We start from the raw sequence: 15,823 nt of genomic DNA, 5'->3' as shown, positions 1-15,823 counted from the left end.
GTGTCAATACTTTAGTCGTTTTTAAGTACATTTTCTAGTTAAACTTATTTAAAATTTTATGTATAGCAAAAAGACGAGCCCAGTAAGGGAAGCCCGTCTCTTTGCTTGTTGGTTCAAATATAATTGCTTGTACATGAGAAACCATTGGAAAACGGCTTAGTCTGCGGTTTTCACTTGAACCAGCGGGTACTCTTTTCCATCCACCGTTACTGTACTGGCATCGTCTAGCTCCAGCCGTTGCCAAATGGTCAGCAGTGTGCGATAAGGATACTGCTTCAAGTCATACTCGGTTGACGCGTTAAAATCGGTCCCGGTTCCATTGGCTGCTGCGCCGTTCCCCTCCGCAGGAGTGCCCAATGTCGTGCCTGCGCCCGATTCCCCTGTCACCGTTCCGGCCAGATCAGCGCTGTTCCCGCTGGATGTACCGCCCCCAGCCGTTGAACCACTGCCAGTGGTCCCCCCTGTTGTCGCACTGCCGGTCTTCGTGTCACCAGATTGTCCAGTGTTGGCTTTGCTAGCTGCTTCCTTGCCATTCTGTTCAATCAACGTAAAATTTTCGTATAAGTGCTCCTGTTGATCCGCACCTACAATGACGAGCTTTTTAGGCTTAAACGTCGCCTGCTCCGTTGAATTTTGAAAAGCGAACAACAGCTTGACCATTTTCGTAGTCGCCTTGGTGTTAGGTACATGAGTCACAATCACCGTAGGCTCTTCCTTTACGGGCACTTTAGGCTCCACTACAGGTTGCTGCACTTGCTTGGGTGTAGTGACAGGCGCAGGCGCAGCGGCATCAGAACCGATAACACCTGCTGCCTTCAGGCCTCCTAGCGTGCCAGCAATGACGACAAGCACGATTCCGGAAATCACCCCGCCCTTTCGGAAACGACGAAGCGTTTTGACTAAAGACGTATCCGTCTCACGCTTCACTGTCAGATAGAAATTTTTAAAGACAGGCTTCGCGGGTTCAAAATATTCACGCCACAGCGTTTTTTTATGCAGCCCTTCGCGTCCTTCCTTCTGGAAGAACAAAAGCAACGCACGTCGATAGGCTGGTTCAAAGCCGCCCCGTGGCGTAGCAAATTCAGCCTGGCCCTCCGACCAGCGAATAAAACGGTACATCGTATCGTTATCCTTCGCCCATTTGCGGATCGAGCTAACCAATCGAGCAAAATCCAGTATTCCTTCGCCCGTGCCATCGGAACGATAAAAGGCAGGCAGCAGACGGGCAAAATGGCCCTCCGCAAGCTGCTGGGGCAGCCAGCTGTAAGCCCAGTCCTGCACCTTTTCCACTTCGCCCGGCTCCAGACCGTCCAGCACTGACGGTTCCGGGTTCTCCGTGCTAAACCAATCGTAAGCCGCAATCAATCGCACCGCTTGTCCCTTGAGCGGAGCCGGCAGCTTCCCGACCCACTGCACCAAATCAGGCCGAGTAAAGAACGGAATCTGTACGACCTGATCAGGTGAGATTTCCTTTAGCTCCACTTCGGTAAGCAAATACCGATCCGACGCTTCCTGCAAGCGTTCCGTTAACCCGGATTGCTCCAGTGGAGAGAGTTTGCCCCCCATAGAGCTACTTTTCCATTGCTGCAATCGTAGATGAATAGAAGCCACAGCCTCTACCGGCTTTCTTTCGGCACGCAGTCTACCCATCAATGCGGACTCAGCTAAAAGCTGAAAATCAGCATTCGACGATACTTCAATATATCGACTACCCCATTCATGCACGACAGCCAGCAAGCCCTTCACATCCGGTGTTCTTTTCATCTGACTGTCCATGTAGGGAATGAATAGCATCTTCGTGAGCGCCGGATTACCCAGCACCTTCGTAAAATACGCCTTGCCCAATGAAGGATTTTCTTCAATCGTATGATAAATAAAAGTGACAGCTTCCGTATTTCTGGCGGTATAGGCGTTATTCAGCGAGCGGATCAAATACTCCACCAACCGATTCTCGCTGCTACGAGCGTGAACTTTGTAGTAATCCTTGAAGCAGTCGACCAGACCCACGTCAGGAATATATCCATCCTTCACCCGATCAAATTCATGATCAAAAAACGACAGAAACAAGTCATTCAGCCGCATTTTACGTGGCAACACATCGGGAGAAGACAAATAATCAGTCAAGCTTCTCAGCACGGAAATTCGCCGTTCGTTATATAGAGCCCGCTCTCCCTGCTCTATTCTGTACAGCGTAATGAGCTCGTGATAGCTGGATAGCGTCAGATCACGCCCCGCCTCCATGCCAGTCAGCATCTGCTCGGCAAATTTGAAAAAATCGTCCGGCGTCCCCCCATTCAGCAACGTACGGGTAATCCAGTCAAAATACGGCTGTCTCACCTGCTCTGCATCCACATTGAGTATCCGGCCACTGTTAGTAAGGTCAAATACAAAATCCTTTTCCACATTCCGATCACCAGGACGCAAACTGAAAGGCTCAACAAACATCAAATGAATGCCTTTTCTGCTGTGCGGCTCCTTCGCGTATGTAAGAAATCCGAGTCTGTTGCGAAATGCATAAGGCAGCGCCGCATACAACACACCCAGCAACAGCTTGGCTGCAGATGCCACCGCTTCTGAAGGAACATTCAATGCTATATATACCTTTTTACGTCCTGTCGCGGACATCATAACTGCATATAGAATCTGCTTGAAAACTTCTTCGCTGAGCTGCAATTGAGACAGCACCGCTGACGGATCAACAGATGGAAATACGCTCCCACCCGGCAGACGCTCCAATTCCGGCAATTCCGTTCCTTGCTCAATATCGTAAGTATCGACAAAAGATGTGTTCAGCCACTGCTTGTAATCAGACGGAGATTCACCATGCCCGCCTGGAATCACATAATTGTGCGTAAAAAAGGCGCTCCGCAACCCGGTAAAATCCGCTGCCTTGTAGATACTGCGTCCTAGCACCACATCTCCGGACTCCGTCCGTACCAGATGCATGGCTTCCGGGTAGACGCTCTCCTGCTTCTCGCCACGCGCCGTTAAAGCAGCAGGCGCATCATACACACACAAGGGATGCAGCACCTTTTTAATAAAGGTAGTGTCCAGCCCCTTGGAATTTGCCACCGTATCGAAGCCTTCCGTTGAACGGAAAATACCACGCCGTTCCCGTGTGTACATCTGCTGCTGTATCAAATGAGAGGTAGAATTACTCACTGTGATTCTCTCCCCTCAATGTACTTCAGCTTGTAGAGCAGCCAAATGAAGGGCTCATCCACACGGATCGGACTAACCAGCCCTTGCAGCTTTTGATCTACCGGATTGCTGCCCAAGGCGGAAACCGCAAAATAGGCCGTATCTGTAAAATACACATCCATCGTGCCCTTGAACGGCTTATCCACCTTTTCAATGAACCGCCGAACCTCGCCATCAATGTTCGCAAACTCATCCAAATCCATATACTTCCGGTGCTCCATCGGATTAAAGATATTGCTGTTCGTCTTGATGTACGTGCCTTCTTCATCTGCCAGCGCAGTGAGCATGTCACTTTTGGTCAGAACAACGGCGGTTGGAATGTCCGTTTTCCCCTTTTCCTGATACGCGATAAAATCACCGAACATCGTAAGTACGACGTCACGCGGCTCATCATATTGCGAAACCCATTCACCCGGCTTGTCGCCGATGTTAATCTTGATACGCTCCCGAATAGAACGGATTTGCAGCGGATCGACCATAAACAGAATGCCCGCTGAATTTTTAATATGCTGCCCGTGCAGACCCAGATAGTCCTGATCGACCATCCCCTCACCGGCGACATCAAAAAACACCAGCGTCAGTGGCGGTTTTTCCTCATCCTTAAACACAAACTGGAAGATAAAAGGCTCCTGCATCTTTTCTTTCTGTGTAGAGGTCAGCAGATCCCCACGCTCAAACAACGGTTCCTCATACATCGTACGGAACTTGCGGCTGATCTCCGCATTCAACGGCATGCAAGCCGCATCAAAATGATCGGCCGTAACATGCTGCAACGTATGAATCAGGGAGGTCATGTAGACAGATTTGCCCGCCTGCGAAGCCCCAATAATCGAAATAATATTACTTGGCACCTTACCAGCGGTCACTGGCAGTTCGTTATGGCAATGTGGACACAATCTGCGACGTGTAAGCTCGCCGTAACGATCCGTCAGACCTGTCAGTACATGATCCGAGTACAAACGATGTTCCTCAGGAACATCAAGAGGGTGAAGAATAGCTTCCATATCATGTACACTGTCCAAGCCAAAGCGCTCCCGATATTTGTTCAGCAGCTCATCCTCGCCCAAAGCATAATCCTCGTCATCCTCACGGTGATGGGAAGCGCGGAATACAACTTCTTCCGGGGAAAATTTACTAAAGCAATAAGGGCACACAATATCATAAAATAACGGCCTTGGTGCTGCCTGTGGCTTTCTTCTGAATAAATTGCTAAGAAAACTCATCGGTTGCGGCCTCCTTTCATTCAGGGACTAATTCATATACCGTGCCATATTTCTGACCGTCCGTAAAAAACAGCCGCACATATTCATCTCCGCCTACTTCCACAGCGGGCAACACATTCCGTCCCGCTGCAAACGGTGCCGTGAACGGGTACAAGGTCCCATCCTCCCGATCCGCCGGATAGCCACCACGCTTTTTCACATAGCAAAGCGCCTCCTGCGGAACAGGAACTTCAGCCGTCACCTGAATCTGCACCGTTTTGCGGCTGCGAAACCAGCTTTTTTTGTGGTGAACTGCATATCTGATTTTAGCTTTGCCCGTGCTCAGTTCCAGCCGGTTAGCTCCATTCTGCTGACGGATCACAAAAGTATCTCCGGCCTCCCGCACAGCCGGATACACGGTATACCGCACGCGTCCAATGCCATCGATCCGGTCGCGGTAACTGCCAGCAGCTTTGTACTCCTCACGTGTGAAGAGCTTAAGGCTTGAAAAAGGCGGCAAAGCTTCGGCATCTTCCTGCCTGTTCACACCCGGATCGGCTAATTGTTTCGCAATATATACCACGGCTGCTCCTTCCGGCCACTGCCAGCGAAGCACAACCCGGTTATCGTCAATTTTGTGGCTCAGCTCCGAAATAACAGGATCACCGGGCTGTGCATCCCTATACTGCATAAGTTCCAGCCTCCTGTTCTAAAATCCACTGCTTCGTCGATTGCGTGGCGGGCCTTCCGGTGCGCCTCTCCGGCGACCCGAAGGCGTGCCGGGGTTTCCTCCACCGGAAGAACGGCGAGTATTTTCCGCAATCGGCAGAACGAGCGAGAAGACGGCGATCAGGGCTGCCAATACGAGCGCTGCCACCAAACGAATCAGCAAATCACCGATGGGCGAGCCGGACAGGCCCTTTTCCAAAATAAAGCCAGCCAGCAATCCGGCTGGAATCCCGCCTATCGCGAAATTCCGTGCCAGAAAACGGTTATCGAACATCAGGCCGAGCGCCAATCCCAGCAGTACTCCAATAATTACCAGCGCGGTTACACGGTAAATGGCAAAATACAAACTGTCCGCATACTCACCTGTTCGCTCCGTTACCAGTGTACGGTCGCCGATTTTGTCATAAATTTTACCAAACGCCTGAGTAAGACCTTGCGCATTCGCCACATTGAAGTAAGTTCCACCCGTCATTTGGGCAATATTTTGCAATAATGCTATACCATCAGATTCAGCGAGCTTCAGACCGATTGTATTAATCGGAATCTGCCGGGCGATATAAGGAGCCAATGCTGTCTGGCTATCCAGATCACTAAAGCCGTCAGACAGCATAATAACGAGAGAGCCCTTTTCCGCATTACCCTGAGTTTCGATTTCCTTGATGGTTTCATCCAAAGCAAGACCGATTTCTGTGCCGCCTGTCATTAAGGTCTGCATGCTGTCGATCTTGGCATAAACGGCCTGCTTCTCCGCATCTGTGCCAATCGGGGTAAACGGCTGAACCAACTGCGCAGTGGACTCAAAGGAAACGATGGCTACCCGCTTGTCTCCATCCATTTGGCCAATTAGACTCTTGGCGGCTGTCAGACGTTCATTGTCAGGATCTGTTTGCTGCATACTCCCGGAATTATCAATGACGAGCACGAGATCCTGTACACTTTTGCGACCTTCGGGGTTTACCTGGTAGCCCAGCTCCAGCAGCAGCCCTGCCACGAACAGCATCACCAGCGTAGCAGGGACCAGCAGCTTCCAGGACAACCCGGAGTACCGCTGCCGCCATGACGACCCGTTCAGTTGTGGAGAAATCCATTCGCCGATAAGGCATCCCAGGCCAATACACAGCGCCATGATACCAAAATACAGCCCAATCACGATGATATGCGGCCAGTGGCCTATCAATTTGTTAAGAATCAGCTCTCCAATGATGAAGCCCACTACGGCGCCCAGCAAGCCGAACAGCAGCAGGAGAACATTAAATTTACGCTGCTTCATAAGAATCGTTGCTTCCTTCCATAATTAAAGTAGGAGGAATTTGCAAATTCCTCGTAGGATTACCGTGTTGCTACCGCAGTTCCGGCAGCCGATCCGCGTTGATCCCGTGAAACACGAAACCATTCGCGATATATGTCTCATAATACGTCTTGCCGTTGCGGTAGACCATCAGATCCTCCAGATGGAAACCACCCATCAAATGAAGCTTTTCTACCCCGCTGCTGCGACGCTCATGCACAAACCCCAGCTTGTAAATGCGCGAGGTAATATCCACATCCAGCGCATACGGGAGAAATTCGCCTTCGTAGTCACCAAAGAAATACTTTTCCTCATACCGATGCTCATGAGTGTAATCCAGCAAACGCACGTTAATGCCGCCGTTTTCCTCCAGCGTTTGGTACAATTTTTTAAATAGCTCATCCTTTGGAACGACCAACCGATTTTCATAGGCAGCAGCCACATTCGCCCGCCGCAGCAATTCTTCCTCGAATGTCTGGTTAAACGGCTGTGCGCTGAGGATCAGGGTGCGGCAAGTCTGTGTGAGTCGATCCACCAGCTTTGACGGACCTCCATCCAGCAAATTGGACACAGGACCCATATGCCGTACATCGAAGAATACAGATTTACCCCGCTTGGTTTCCAGCTCTTGCATGACATCTTCCGTCACACGCTCGTAATACTCAAACAGGTTTTGGCCCGTGTAGCTGTCAGCCTGACGGACGCTGTCCGTTGCAGCCTGATGCAGATCACGCTCCAAATTGGCAAGCTGTACAGTAATATGTTTCGCCTGCATATGCCACTTTTCAAGAGCCAGCTCATAACGGCGAAATAGCTCCAGATCCGTTTGAATCCGCAGCATGTGCAGTTTGTGCCCATAGACCGTCTCGGTCAGGTAACGGATCAAGCTGCGCACATTATGTTTATCCATCAGCGGTAAGCGTTGAAAAGGCTGATCCTCCACTCGTCCGCTATACAGGGCATCCAGCTCGGCAGCGCTGACCTGCAAATCATTGGACGTATCGCGAATCAGTCCCCGAATGGCGGTAAGCACATTCCCGGTCTTATTCTCATCCGTCCAGTCCGTAAGCTCGAACAAACCGATCTCAGGGTGCTCCTTGGCCGATTCGTTCACAGCCGTTTGCAGACGTAATTCCGCCTGAAAATCCCCCAATCGTTTGTGTACGATCCGTTCACAATTATCACGGAAAAAGGCTTCACAGCCCTGTCCGAACAAGGCTTCCTCCGCCTCGCGCAGTGTCATCCGCTTCAACGAGCCGTAGCTGGCTCCGCTGGTCATGAGGGCGCTCATGTCGGTAATGGCCTCATTTCCAGGAACGAGGTCATTACGTGTGCGGCCGCGCTCGGTAGCATCCAGACCGAAATAATCCAGTTTATCGCGTATATCCCATTCCTGCTCTGTTCTCATACGCGCCAGCAGCTTCACATAAAAGTGATACAGCACCGTAAGCGCAATCGACTCATTAGGGCGCTTTACCCGGGAAAATCCGGCCGACACATAGCCCTGCCGCCCGGATTCCGTCATGATGTTGTTTTTAAACGATGTATTGTTGTATCCCCCATCCTGTGACCGATAGGAATCCCCCGCCTGATAACGATTTTTAAGAAGCTGAATGTGGCAAATGATATCACAGCTTTCCCGCAGGCTATTCGGCACCGTTACACCGCGTTCGTTCTTGTCGGACAGTACATAGACAAGATCGAACAACGGCGACGGAGCATGAGATACAGGAATGGTCAGTTTGTCCTCGGTCATATGCAGTGGTGCCGTGAACGTATAATCCGGACTTTGGATATAGTCCAGCTCCCGCATAAAAGCGACTGACGTTGCGCTGCTGTAGCCATATTGGGCTGCCTGATCGCTTTCGCTGACCAATACGTACAGATCCATCTGTACCGACTTAAAGGACTGCGCAAAAATGTATTCCGCCAACAGCGTAATCTCGGGAACCAATACATTCATGGGATCATCCGCTGTCGTCAGGATCGACAGATGGACACGCTCGAACGAGGAATACAAGCGACCGTAATCTGCCAAGTGCCCACTAGCCCGGCGCAACGCGGCGTTAAGCTCAATCAACTGCGATTCATGTGTATAAAAAGCCTGATGCAAATCACGGCGCCCGGTTTTGTGGTTGCTTTCCTCCGGTACCGCTACTGTATGGACAATGGCATCCATCGAACGGTCAACAGCGGCATGATCCTCCTGCGAGCGGATGTGGATGTACGTTACCCCCGTACTGTTATCCCACTTGGTCCGGTTGATATCTGCAATGGTGTTCATCGCCGGGCTCATACGGTCACCGATAAAAAGAAACACGGACGGGAAATGGATGCTGCTGCGTCCATCCCCACTACCGATTAATTGGTCCTCTGCGACTGCATAGTCAGCCGCATAACGTAACAGCTGCTCTCTCATACTTTACTTCAACTTTCTGCGGATATCGTTTAGTTTACCGGACATTTGAGCGTAGAACGCATAGAGTTCCGCTCCGTTAGCCAGCTCCACCTTTTCATATTCCAATTGATTTCGGGCTTCGGTGTAGATTGCAGCCAGTTCATCCAGCTTCGTCAGCAACGGCGTAATATCCTCGGACGAAGTCAGGACAGCATCACGGCGATCCGCCTTACGCATCAGAGCTGCATATTTTTTCTCTTCCAGACCACGGAAGTTCGTAAATACTTCAAACTCCACGTAATTGCGGCTCTTCATGACATTGGCAAACGGCTCCCAAGCCTCTTCCTCTTCGTCACGGTCATAGACGTACAAAGCGCCTTTCTTCGTAATCGTATCGGTATAGAGTGCCTGAATGAACTGATCCAGCCATTTTTCCTCATCCTGATATTTGCCCAGCAAGGCTTCCAGCTCGGCGGCCTTCGCTTCAATTTGAGTATATTTCGCCAGCTCTTCACGAACCACCTGCGTTAACTCCGGTGAACGGATCAGGTTTTCTTTCGCCATCTCTTCATTGATGCTGCCAAAGATGTCCTTGCTTCCCGTCTGTTCCAGCCCTTCAGCCAGCAGACGTTTCAGCTCGGACCATGCTCTCTTTACCTCGCCCAGATTCGGCTTGGATTCCTGCAAACGCATATCGTAGCCTGCCAGCAGACCGTTCAGATCCAGGGCACGTGAACGCAGCACGGTAAAGCGGCTGCTCGTATTCTGGTCGACATCCTTTTCACGGATCACACCAAGGGACTTGGCACGGTCGAAGTCATTACGAATGCGGGCATTGTAGGCTTGCACACGCGAATTGACATACGTTTCGCCCCAGGATTTTTCAGGAATCGGCGACGGCAGATTCGTCCAGTTGTTTTGGCCTGTTTGCACCAGATGACGGCCAATACCTTCGCGGTCGAGAATCGTTTTTTCATAGCTTTCTTCATACACCTTGAGCGGCGTATAAACAAACAACGGCACACCATTGCGCGTATTGAGCCAGAAAATCCGGTTACGGACTTCGCTCTCTTTAATTGTAAAGTGTGATTTACCAATGGCATTATTTTGATAATTGCGAACGCCTTTCAGAATATTAGGCGACTGCACCGGAACTGAGACAAAACCCCATGACGGGAAATACAGGTTACCGGAGCTATTGCTCAGATGGAACACAGGCACAGCTTCTTCATCCAGCTTGCTTGCAATATAGCGCTCCACGAATTTTTCAATGGCCTCATCCTGCCCGTATTTCATCACGAGGAAATCCTCCATCGAACGGGTAATCAGATCACCGAACTTGTCGGTCAGGAAGTTGGAGATGGAACTAATGATGTCGATATCCTGATCCTTCACCCATTGATCTGAATTTTCTAACAACTCTTGGGCAAAATCACGAATCAGATCATCACCGTTGCGATTATCCAGCAACTTGGTTACGACTTCGGAAATATCCGGTACACTGACCAGATTCCAATAGTACGTCTTGTTGCCTCTATGATCGGACTGTTCTTCGCCGTTGATCAGCAGATCGCCATTCTTCTCGAAAATTGCGCTCAGCGCGTTCAAAATTTCAGTAAATACATTATAAATGCGGCTGTTTTCCTTATTCAGCAGATCATACAGGTCTTCATAAAATTCAATAAGCTGCTCTGTACGCTCCACATCGGCCCGAAGCCAGTATTCATTGATTTTCGCTTCAATGTACGCATTTTTCTTTTTATCCTTGGACACGAATGCGCTCTTGGCATCGCCCAGCTTTTCATCCGCCTGTTCACGCGCCCATTCAATATCCGTAGGGATACGATGCAGTGATTCACGCAGCGTCTCAATGTACGAAAGCAGCATTTTCAGCAAGCTAAAGCCTTTTTCCGTATAAATCATACGGGATACATAGAACGGCCCTTGCTCGGGATGCAGGAACATCCGGCGAATTTGGTCGGTAAACTGCCCGGTAATTTCACCCGGAAGCTGCTTCTTCGCCTTGATATATTCCTCACGAGCACGGGTCAGGAACGTCTGCTCCAGCTCTGTGTCCATATTAACGACTTGCATTTTGACCACATTGTTGTAGCTTAGTCGTTCACTGTTTTCAAAGCCCGGCAGCGGTTCAGGAACACGAGATTCAAAGTTTTTGATCATGCTGTCCAGATCGACACCCAGCTTGCGAGCAAACTTCTCGACATCCTCTTGATTCGGTGATTGCTCGAACATTTTGGACATTTTGCCAAACATCCGGTAGGCCAGGTATGTTGTCATTTCCTCCATCGGCAGTACCGCTGAGGAAGCCCCGATAATATTGTAATCGTAGTTGGCAGGATATGCCTTGTTCATTTGTGCAATATTGGTACGTATGTTGCTGATATAGTCATGAATGGCAAACTCTTCGCCTGACTGCTTTTCCTCACTCGCCATAAAGTTGGTGATGTTCTCGGCGGTGACATTCATGCAGTAATCATAGGCATTTTCCAGTAGCTTGCCTTCTGTATTCGTCGCTGAAATGAGATGACACAGATTAAATGGCGGCAACGGTGAATTTACGGTCAAAATGTTGCCATACTGCTGTTTGAACCGTTCACTGCGGCTGTCCACATTCATCCAGTAATCCAGCTCTTTCAGCGCAGCATAGCCGTTCTTTTTAATATATTCACGTGTATGCTCGCTTAAGCTTTTGTTCGCCAGATTAATGTCCGGCGTAAACAAATACCCTAATGTATTTACGCGGTCTACACCTGCGGAGCCGTAATCGCGCTCAATAATCCCACGGACGATATACGAGATATCGAGGAAGGTACCGCTCCCCGTACCGCCGGACAAACCGGACAGGAGGAACACCATCAGCTTCTTATTGGTGCCTTCAGACAGGGTTTTGATTTTCTTATCAATGCTTTGCACGACTTGATTGATTTTGGTGAACAACAGCAAACGTCCAGCCTGACGCACCCCTGCGGCCCCGTTCATGCCATCGGTAATGCTCAGCTCAGGTGATAGCCAATCCGTAATGTATGGCTCCAAAATGCTGCGGTTTTGCAGCAAGCCACCGATTTCCGCATTGGACAGCAGAACAAACTCATTGATCGGGTCCAGCCCAATCCCTTTATATTTTTTGTTGCGATCCTGTTCATTTGTTTCAAAAGCAAGAAATTCCACGTTGTCCGGCTTCTCGCTTTTTTTCTTGGAAATCGGATCTGCTGGCAGCTTGAATCTGCGGTTAATCTGATATTTCAAGCGGAGGAGGGCATCGATTCCCGTCCCTCCGAGTCCGATAATTAAAATGGGATTGTCAATGGTATCAACCCTGATTTTATCGCTTACGATCCCTCCACCGAGTGATACGTCTAATTGCTGGATATGCTCTCTGACTACTGGTTTCATAGATTTGACCTCCTAGGGTTCGTTTAGCTGTTTACTGAAATGAATTCCAGCAAAATGGTTTTGTCCACGCTTGCCAGTGGGATCGTCAGACGATCGCCGTTTTTCAGTTCAAAACCACTGCCTGTATCTACAGCGCGTCCGGATTTTTCAATCGTAATCTCCGGAGTGCTGCGCACAATGATGCGGTCCTGATTGGCTGGCGTGAACACCACCTTATCGGTTCCGGCAAATTCCGGTGCCAGTTGCAGCAACTGGTGCAGATTGAATTTGCCCCGGAAGGTGTTCAGCTTTTTGTATTGCGGATACGTTTTTTCACCGGTATTTTCGTCCCGAATCTCCAGAACGATTTGTCCGACAAAGCCGCGGTTGGCTTTTTTGACAGCCTTCCAGATAAAGTAGGCTGCAATCAGCAGAACGATCAGTCCCACCCCCAAAAGAATGAGGGGTAGCAGTTTGGACTTCTCGGCAGGTGCTGCCGGCGCCGTCGTAGTACCGTTATTCGTGCCACTGCCCGCCGCAGCCTTGGCACTGATGGTCACAGGCTGGGTTTCACGGTAGAAGCTCTTTTCCTCTGCTCTGACGGTTAGTTCATAGTCATGCTCATCCGGTATCGTGTACGAGCCGGTAAAAGCGTCCCCCTCATTCTTCAACGGAACCTCATTCGTTGTACCGGAATCGAGGTCCTTGACCTTCAGAACTGCATTCATATTTGCATACAGTTCCTGATCCTGAAGTTGCTGATTGTTACTCGTCAGATAGGAACGAATTTGGACTGCGTCACCTTTTTTGTAAGCTTTGGCAGGCGGTGCATCCAGTTTCAGTTCCAAATCATAGTTGAATACCAGATTAATATCAATCTGATCCTGCCGGACTCCCTTGACCTGAAGCTTCCAGTCGCCAGCCACAGGCTTGAGCAGCTTAATCAGCGAGTAGCTTTTCGACTTGGACAACAGTACATCACTTGAAGGAATCGGCTTGGTATTGCCCGACGGGTCTATCAGTCTCGCATCCACCGGCTTGGAGGACATAATCGAAATGTTAGCCTCCAGCACGCTATCGTTCGGTACGGTTACTGTAACGTCCTGATAGTTGCCGTTAGCCGTAATGGACTGCAAGGGAACAACCTTCAGCTTCAAATTGCTGGCGAAAATTTCACTCAAAATGTTCGGCAGATCATCCGCCGAGCTAGTAATAAAGGATTTACCGCCCGTTTGCTGCGCAATGTCTGCGAGCTTGTTTTTATTCAGTTTTCCGTCTGCATTCAAACCGATGGTGTAGATTGGAACGCCGCTATTTTTAGCTTCGGCCACAGCCTTCGCCATATCCTGATCGGACTGGCTTTCAGTTCTGCCCGTCGTTTTATTTAAATCGTTGTTACCATCGGCCAGCATGACGATCATAGGCGCATGTCCCGCTGTTTTGCCATCCTTCAAAATTCGGATCGCTTCCTTGACACCTACGGAGGTGTCAGTATACGCCCCCCGGTTCAGCCCGTCAATGAACGACTTCAGTTCCTGCTTGTCCGCTTCGGACGTAATATTAAGCAAAGCCTTCTCGCGTTGTACGACATCCGTATACGCTACAATGCCCACCTTGTCATTTTGCGTCGAAAGCATATCAATGAACATTTTCATGGCTTCATTGCCAATTTTGCCTGGATCACTGGTGTTCATGGAATTACTCACATCGACGACCAGCACCGCATCCACCTTGGAGGCGGAGGTTGAAGCGGCATTCGCCGTCTGCGGCTGCCATGCCGAAATTGAGGTCATGATCATTGCACATATGATTCCGATGACCAAAAACCATTTTCTGTCTCTACTAAACATCGCCTGTACCCCTTTGCCGATTAGTTCTCATCCTAAATTACAGTTGTACTCCCCTACTATTAAATTATAATGAGTTTTACATGAGAGCCAGCTGAAAATGATGCCCGAATAGCCTGAATACAGCCAAGAAGTCTATTATACCGCGGGATTTTACCAATATCCTGCAGTAATGATATAATTATACCCCAACGAGGGCAATTGGGCACCAGCCTTCTCCTTTATACGACAAAAATGACAGAAGCGAAACCCGCCCTTGTAAAATATCGCTGTAAAAATCTGAGCAGAAAGAGGAAGTACACTATGATCTCATACGGATGTTTGGCGATTTTGTTTCTTTTTGTCGCCATCAAATTAATCACTTACACTATACATAAAAAACGCGCTCCCTCGATTACGCAAATGAACACTGAGCTTCTAGCCCTGCTGAACCGGAGAAGTGATCGCAATGAGTAGTTCCAAGCAGCCTGTACAATTTCGTCCGTTTACCCATACCGAGCATGCGTACCAAAAGCTGCGGATCTGCAAACGATGCGGACAGTTCACTGCCCTATGGGAGAAGGAATGTACGTCATGCGGTCGCGATGCGCTGGTGCCTGTAGAGCAATATGCCAACCGCAAAGCCAAGCTTTATTTCCGCAAGGACCTCGCCTTCGGCATCGCGCTGCTGGCCGCCGCCGTCTTTTTCGGTCATTCAACCCAGCAAATGCTCCTGTGCGGTATCGTCGGCGCGCTTCTCCTGCTACCCTTGGTACTTCTACAGCAGCGTATTCGTCCCTATGAGCAGCACAGGCAGCTTATACGCCTGTTCAGAGGCCGCATAGGGCAGATTAAAGAGGGCCTGAACATCAATCATAAAAACGCGGTTGCCCTGCGACAGCTCAGCGAACGTGTCTCCTATGAAATGCTGCGTGAGATTGCCGTACTTATTCACAACGACCGGATAAGGCTCCAACAAGTCGCCTTGCTGCAATCTTTTGTTCTCCGCAAGGATATGGAGCTAACGCTCGACCCTCTCCTGATCAAAAGCTTTGAACCGCTTATGGTCAGATATATCGGAGAGATTGCGAGATTAAATCGCGAGCTAATTAAGGATCGAACGTTCCGTTACGTCACCTTTTATGAGCGCCGCATTCTGGAAATGGCAGGAGGCGAGGATATTCTTGTCCGTGTTGCCAGCGCGGCAGTCCGTAAAAAGCGCTATGTGGTCACGCACGCCGGTTTTATTTCCAGATATGTGCGCAAACTGCCGAAGGAACGAGTCCAGCGTTTATATCATATCATTCAGGAGAATCCTTATGAACCCTTTGGCGATTTGGCCGATGAGGTCAAGATCGTATACCTGATGGAGCAGTATAAAAACTGATCTGTCCTAACACCCTTCTATATATGACGTCATTACCATGACAAAGCACTGCAATGAAGCAGCAAAAAAAACCGTCAGGATCGCCTGGTTGGTATCATCCCCTTCAAATAGACACTCTTAAAAGACCTTGTGTGTTACCATGAGGGTATGAGTGAACCTGGAGGGGATTTTCGTATGGCTAACCAACTCAAAGTTTGGGTGAAGAAGGTTCGAAATGCTGAACCGTTCGATTGGCGCAAGGGTTCATCCAGCCCGATGAAGGGGCGTACACGTACCTCCTTTTCCAGTATCAAAGAAGAACGAGATTACTTGATAGCTCAGGGGTAGACTACTTAAAAAGCGATATTCAATTCTGGTAACGGAGCGAAGCTCAGCGGTTTCAGGATAAACTCAAAAAGC

At 49.5% G+C, this 15,823-nt stretch carries 9 protein-coding genes; 2 read left to right on the top strand and 7 right to left on the bottom strand.

Features of this window, described 5'->3' with window-relative positions:
* Positions 1-156: 156 nt before the first annotated feature.
* From ACWXW9_RS18360 to ACWXW9_RS18330, 7 genes are all read right to left on the bottom strand, one after another.
* Positions 157-3,162, bottom strand: a complete 3,006-nt coding sequence (locus tag ACWXW9_RS18360; protein WP_494930562.1) for a GAP1-N2 domain-containing protein — start codon at positions 3,160-3,162, stop codon at positions 157-159.
* Entirely contained in the window at positions 3,159-4,424 is a 1,266-nt protein-coding gene (locus ACWXW9_RS18355) for a TRAFAC clade GTPase domain-containing protein (protein ID WP_134909834.1), read from the bottom strand. Before ACWXW9_RS18355 ends, ACWXW9_RS18360 begins: the two co-directional genes overlap by 4 nt.
* Before the next feature lie 16 nt (positions 4,425-4,440).
* The gene (locus tag ACWXW9_RS18350) at positions 4,441-5,094 is read right to left on the bottom strand and encodes a beta-mannanase (RefSeq protein ID WP_494930561.1); all 654 of its coding nucleotides are present in this window, start codon (positions 5,092-5,094) and stop codon (positions 4,441-4,443) included.
* Between the two features lie 18 nt (positions 5,095-5,112).
* Entirely contained in the window at positions 5,113-6,402 is a 1,290-nt protein-coding gene (locus ACWXW9_RS18345) for a vWA domain-containing protein (protein ID WP_494930560.1), read from the bottom strand.
* 70 nt (positions 6,403-6,472) lie between these two features.
* Entirely contained in the window at positions 6,473-8,839 is a 2,367-nt protein-coding gene (locus ACWXW9_RS18340) for a transcription initiation factor TFIID (protein ID WP_494930559.1), read from the bottom strand.
* A 3-nt stretch (positions 8,840-8,842) separates the two neighbouring features.
* On the bottom strand, positions 8,843-12,232 hold the full coding sequence (locus ACWXW9_RS18335; RefSeq protein WP_494930558.1) for a tubulin-like doman-containing protein: 3,390 nt from the start codon (positions 12,230-12,232) through the stop codon (positions 8,843-8,845).
* A gap of 23 nt (positions 12,233-12,255) precedes the next feature.
* Entirely contained in the window at positions 12,256-14,061 is a 1,806-nt protein-coding gene (locus ACWXW9_RS18330; protein ID WP_494930557.1) for a vWA domain-containing protein, read from the bottom strand.
* A gap of 445 nt (positions 14,062-14,506) precedes the next feature.
* Here ACWXW9_RS18330 and ACWXW9_RS18325 point away from each other — a divergent pair, with 445 nt between their 5' ends.
* Positions 14,507-15,424 carry a hypothetical protein gene (locus ACWXW9_RS18325; protein ID WP_494930556.1) on the top strand — a complete coding sequence of 306 codons (918 nt, stop codon included), beginning with the start codon at positions 14,507-14,509 and terminating at the stop codon, positions 15,422-15,424.
* A gap of 174 nt (positions 15,425-15,598) precedes the next feature.
* On the top strand, positions 15,599-15,751 hold the full coding sequence (locus tag ACWXW9_RS18320) for a hypothetical protein (protein ID WP_494930555.1): 153 nt from the start codon (positions 15,599-15,601) through the stop codon (positions 15,749-15,751).
* Positions 15,752-15,823 lie beyond the last annotated feature (72 nt).

It is taken from the genome of Paenibacillus sp. LT-B23, from assembly GCF_059417685.1.
The sequence above is the reverse complement of the archived record's forward strand: the minus strand, read 5'-3'. Positions and strand labels throughout refer to the sequence as shown.

Excerpts from the sequence above, each read along its gene's own strand:
- ACWXW9_RS18335 (WP_494930558.1), bottom strand. The coding sequence starts at position 12,232 with ATGAAACCAGTAGTCAGAGAGCATATCCAGCAATTAGACGTATCACTC.
- ACWXW9_RS18350 (WP_494930561.1), bottom strand. The coding sequence starts at position 5,094 with ATGCAGTATAGGGATGCACAGCCCGGTGATCCTGTTATTTCGGAGCTG.
- ACWXW9_RS18355 (WP_134909834.1), bottom strand. The coding sequence starts at position 4,424 with ATGAGTTTTCTTAGCAATTTATTCAGAAGAAAGCCACAGGCAGCACCA.
- ACWXW9_RS18340 (WP_494930559.1), bottom strand. The coding sequence starts at position 8,839 with ATGAGAGAGCAGCTGTTACGTTATGCGGCTGACTATGCAGTCGCAGAG.
- ACWXW9_RS18330 (WP_494930557.1), bottom strand. The coding sequence starts at position 14,061 with ATGTTTAGTAGAGACAGAAAATGGTTTTTGGTCATCGGAATCATATGT.
- ACWXW9_RS18320 (WP_494930555.1), top strand. The coding sequence starts at position 15,599 with ATGGCTAACCAACTCAAAGTTTGGGTGAAGAAGGTTCGAAATGCTGAA.
- ACWXW9_RS18325 (WP_494930556.1), top strand. The coding sequence starts at position 14,507 with ATGAGTAGTTCCAAGCAGCCTGTACAATTTCGTCCGTTTACCCATACC.
- ACWXW9_RS18345 (WP_494930560.1), bottom strand. The coding sequence starts at position 6,402 with ATGAAGCAGCGTAAATTTAATGTTCTCCTGCTGCTGTTCGGCTTGCTG.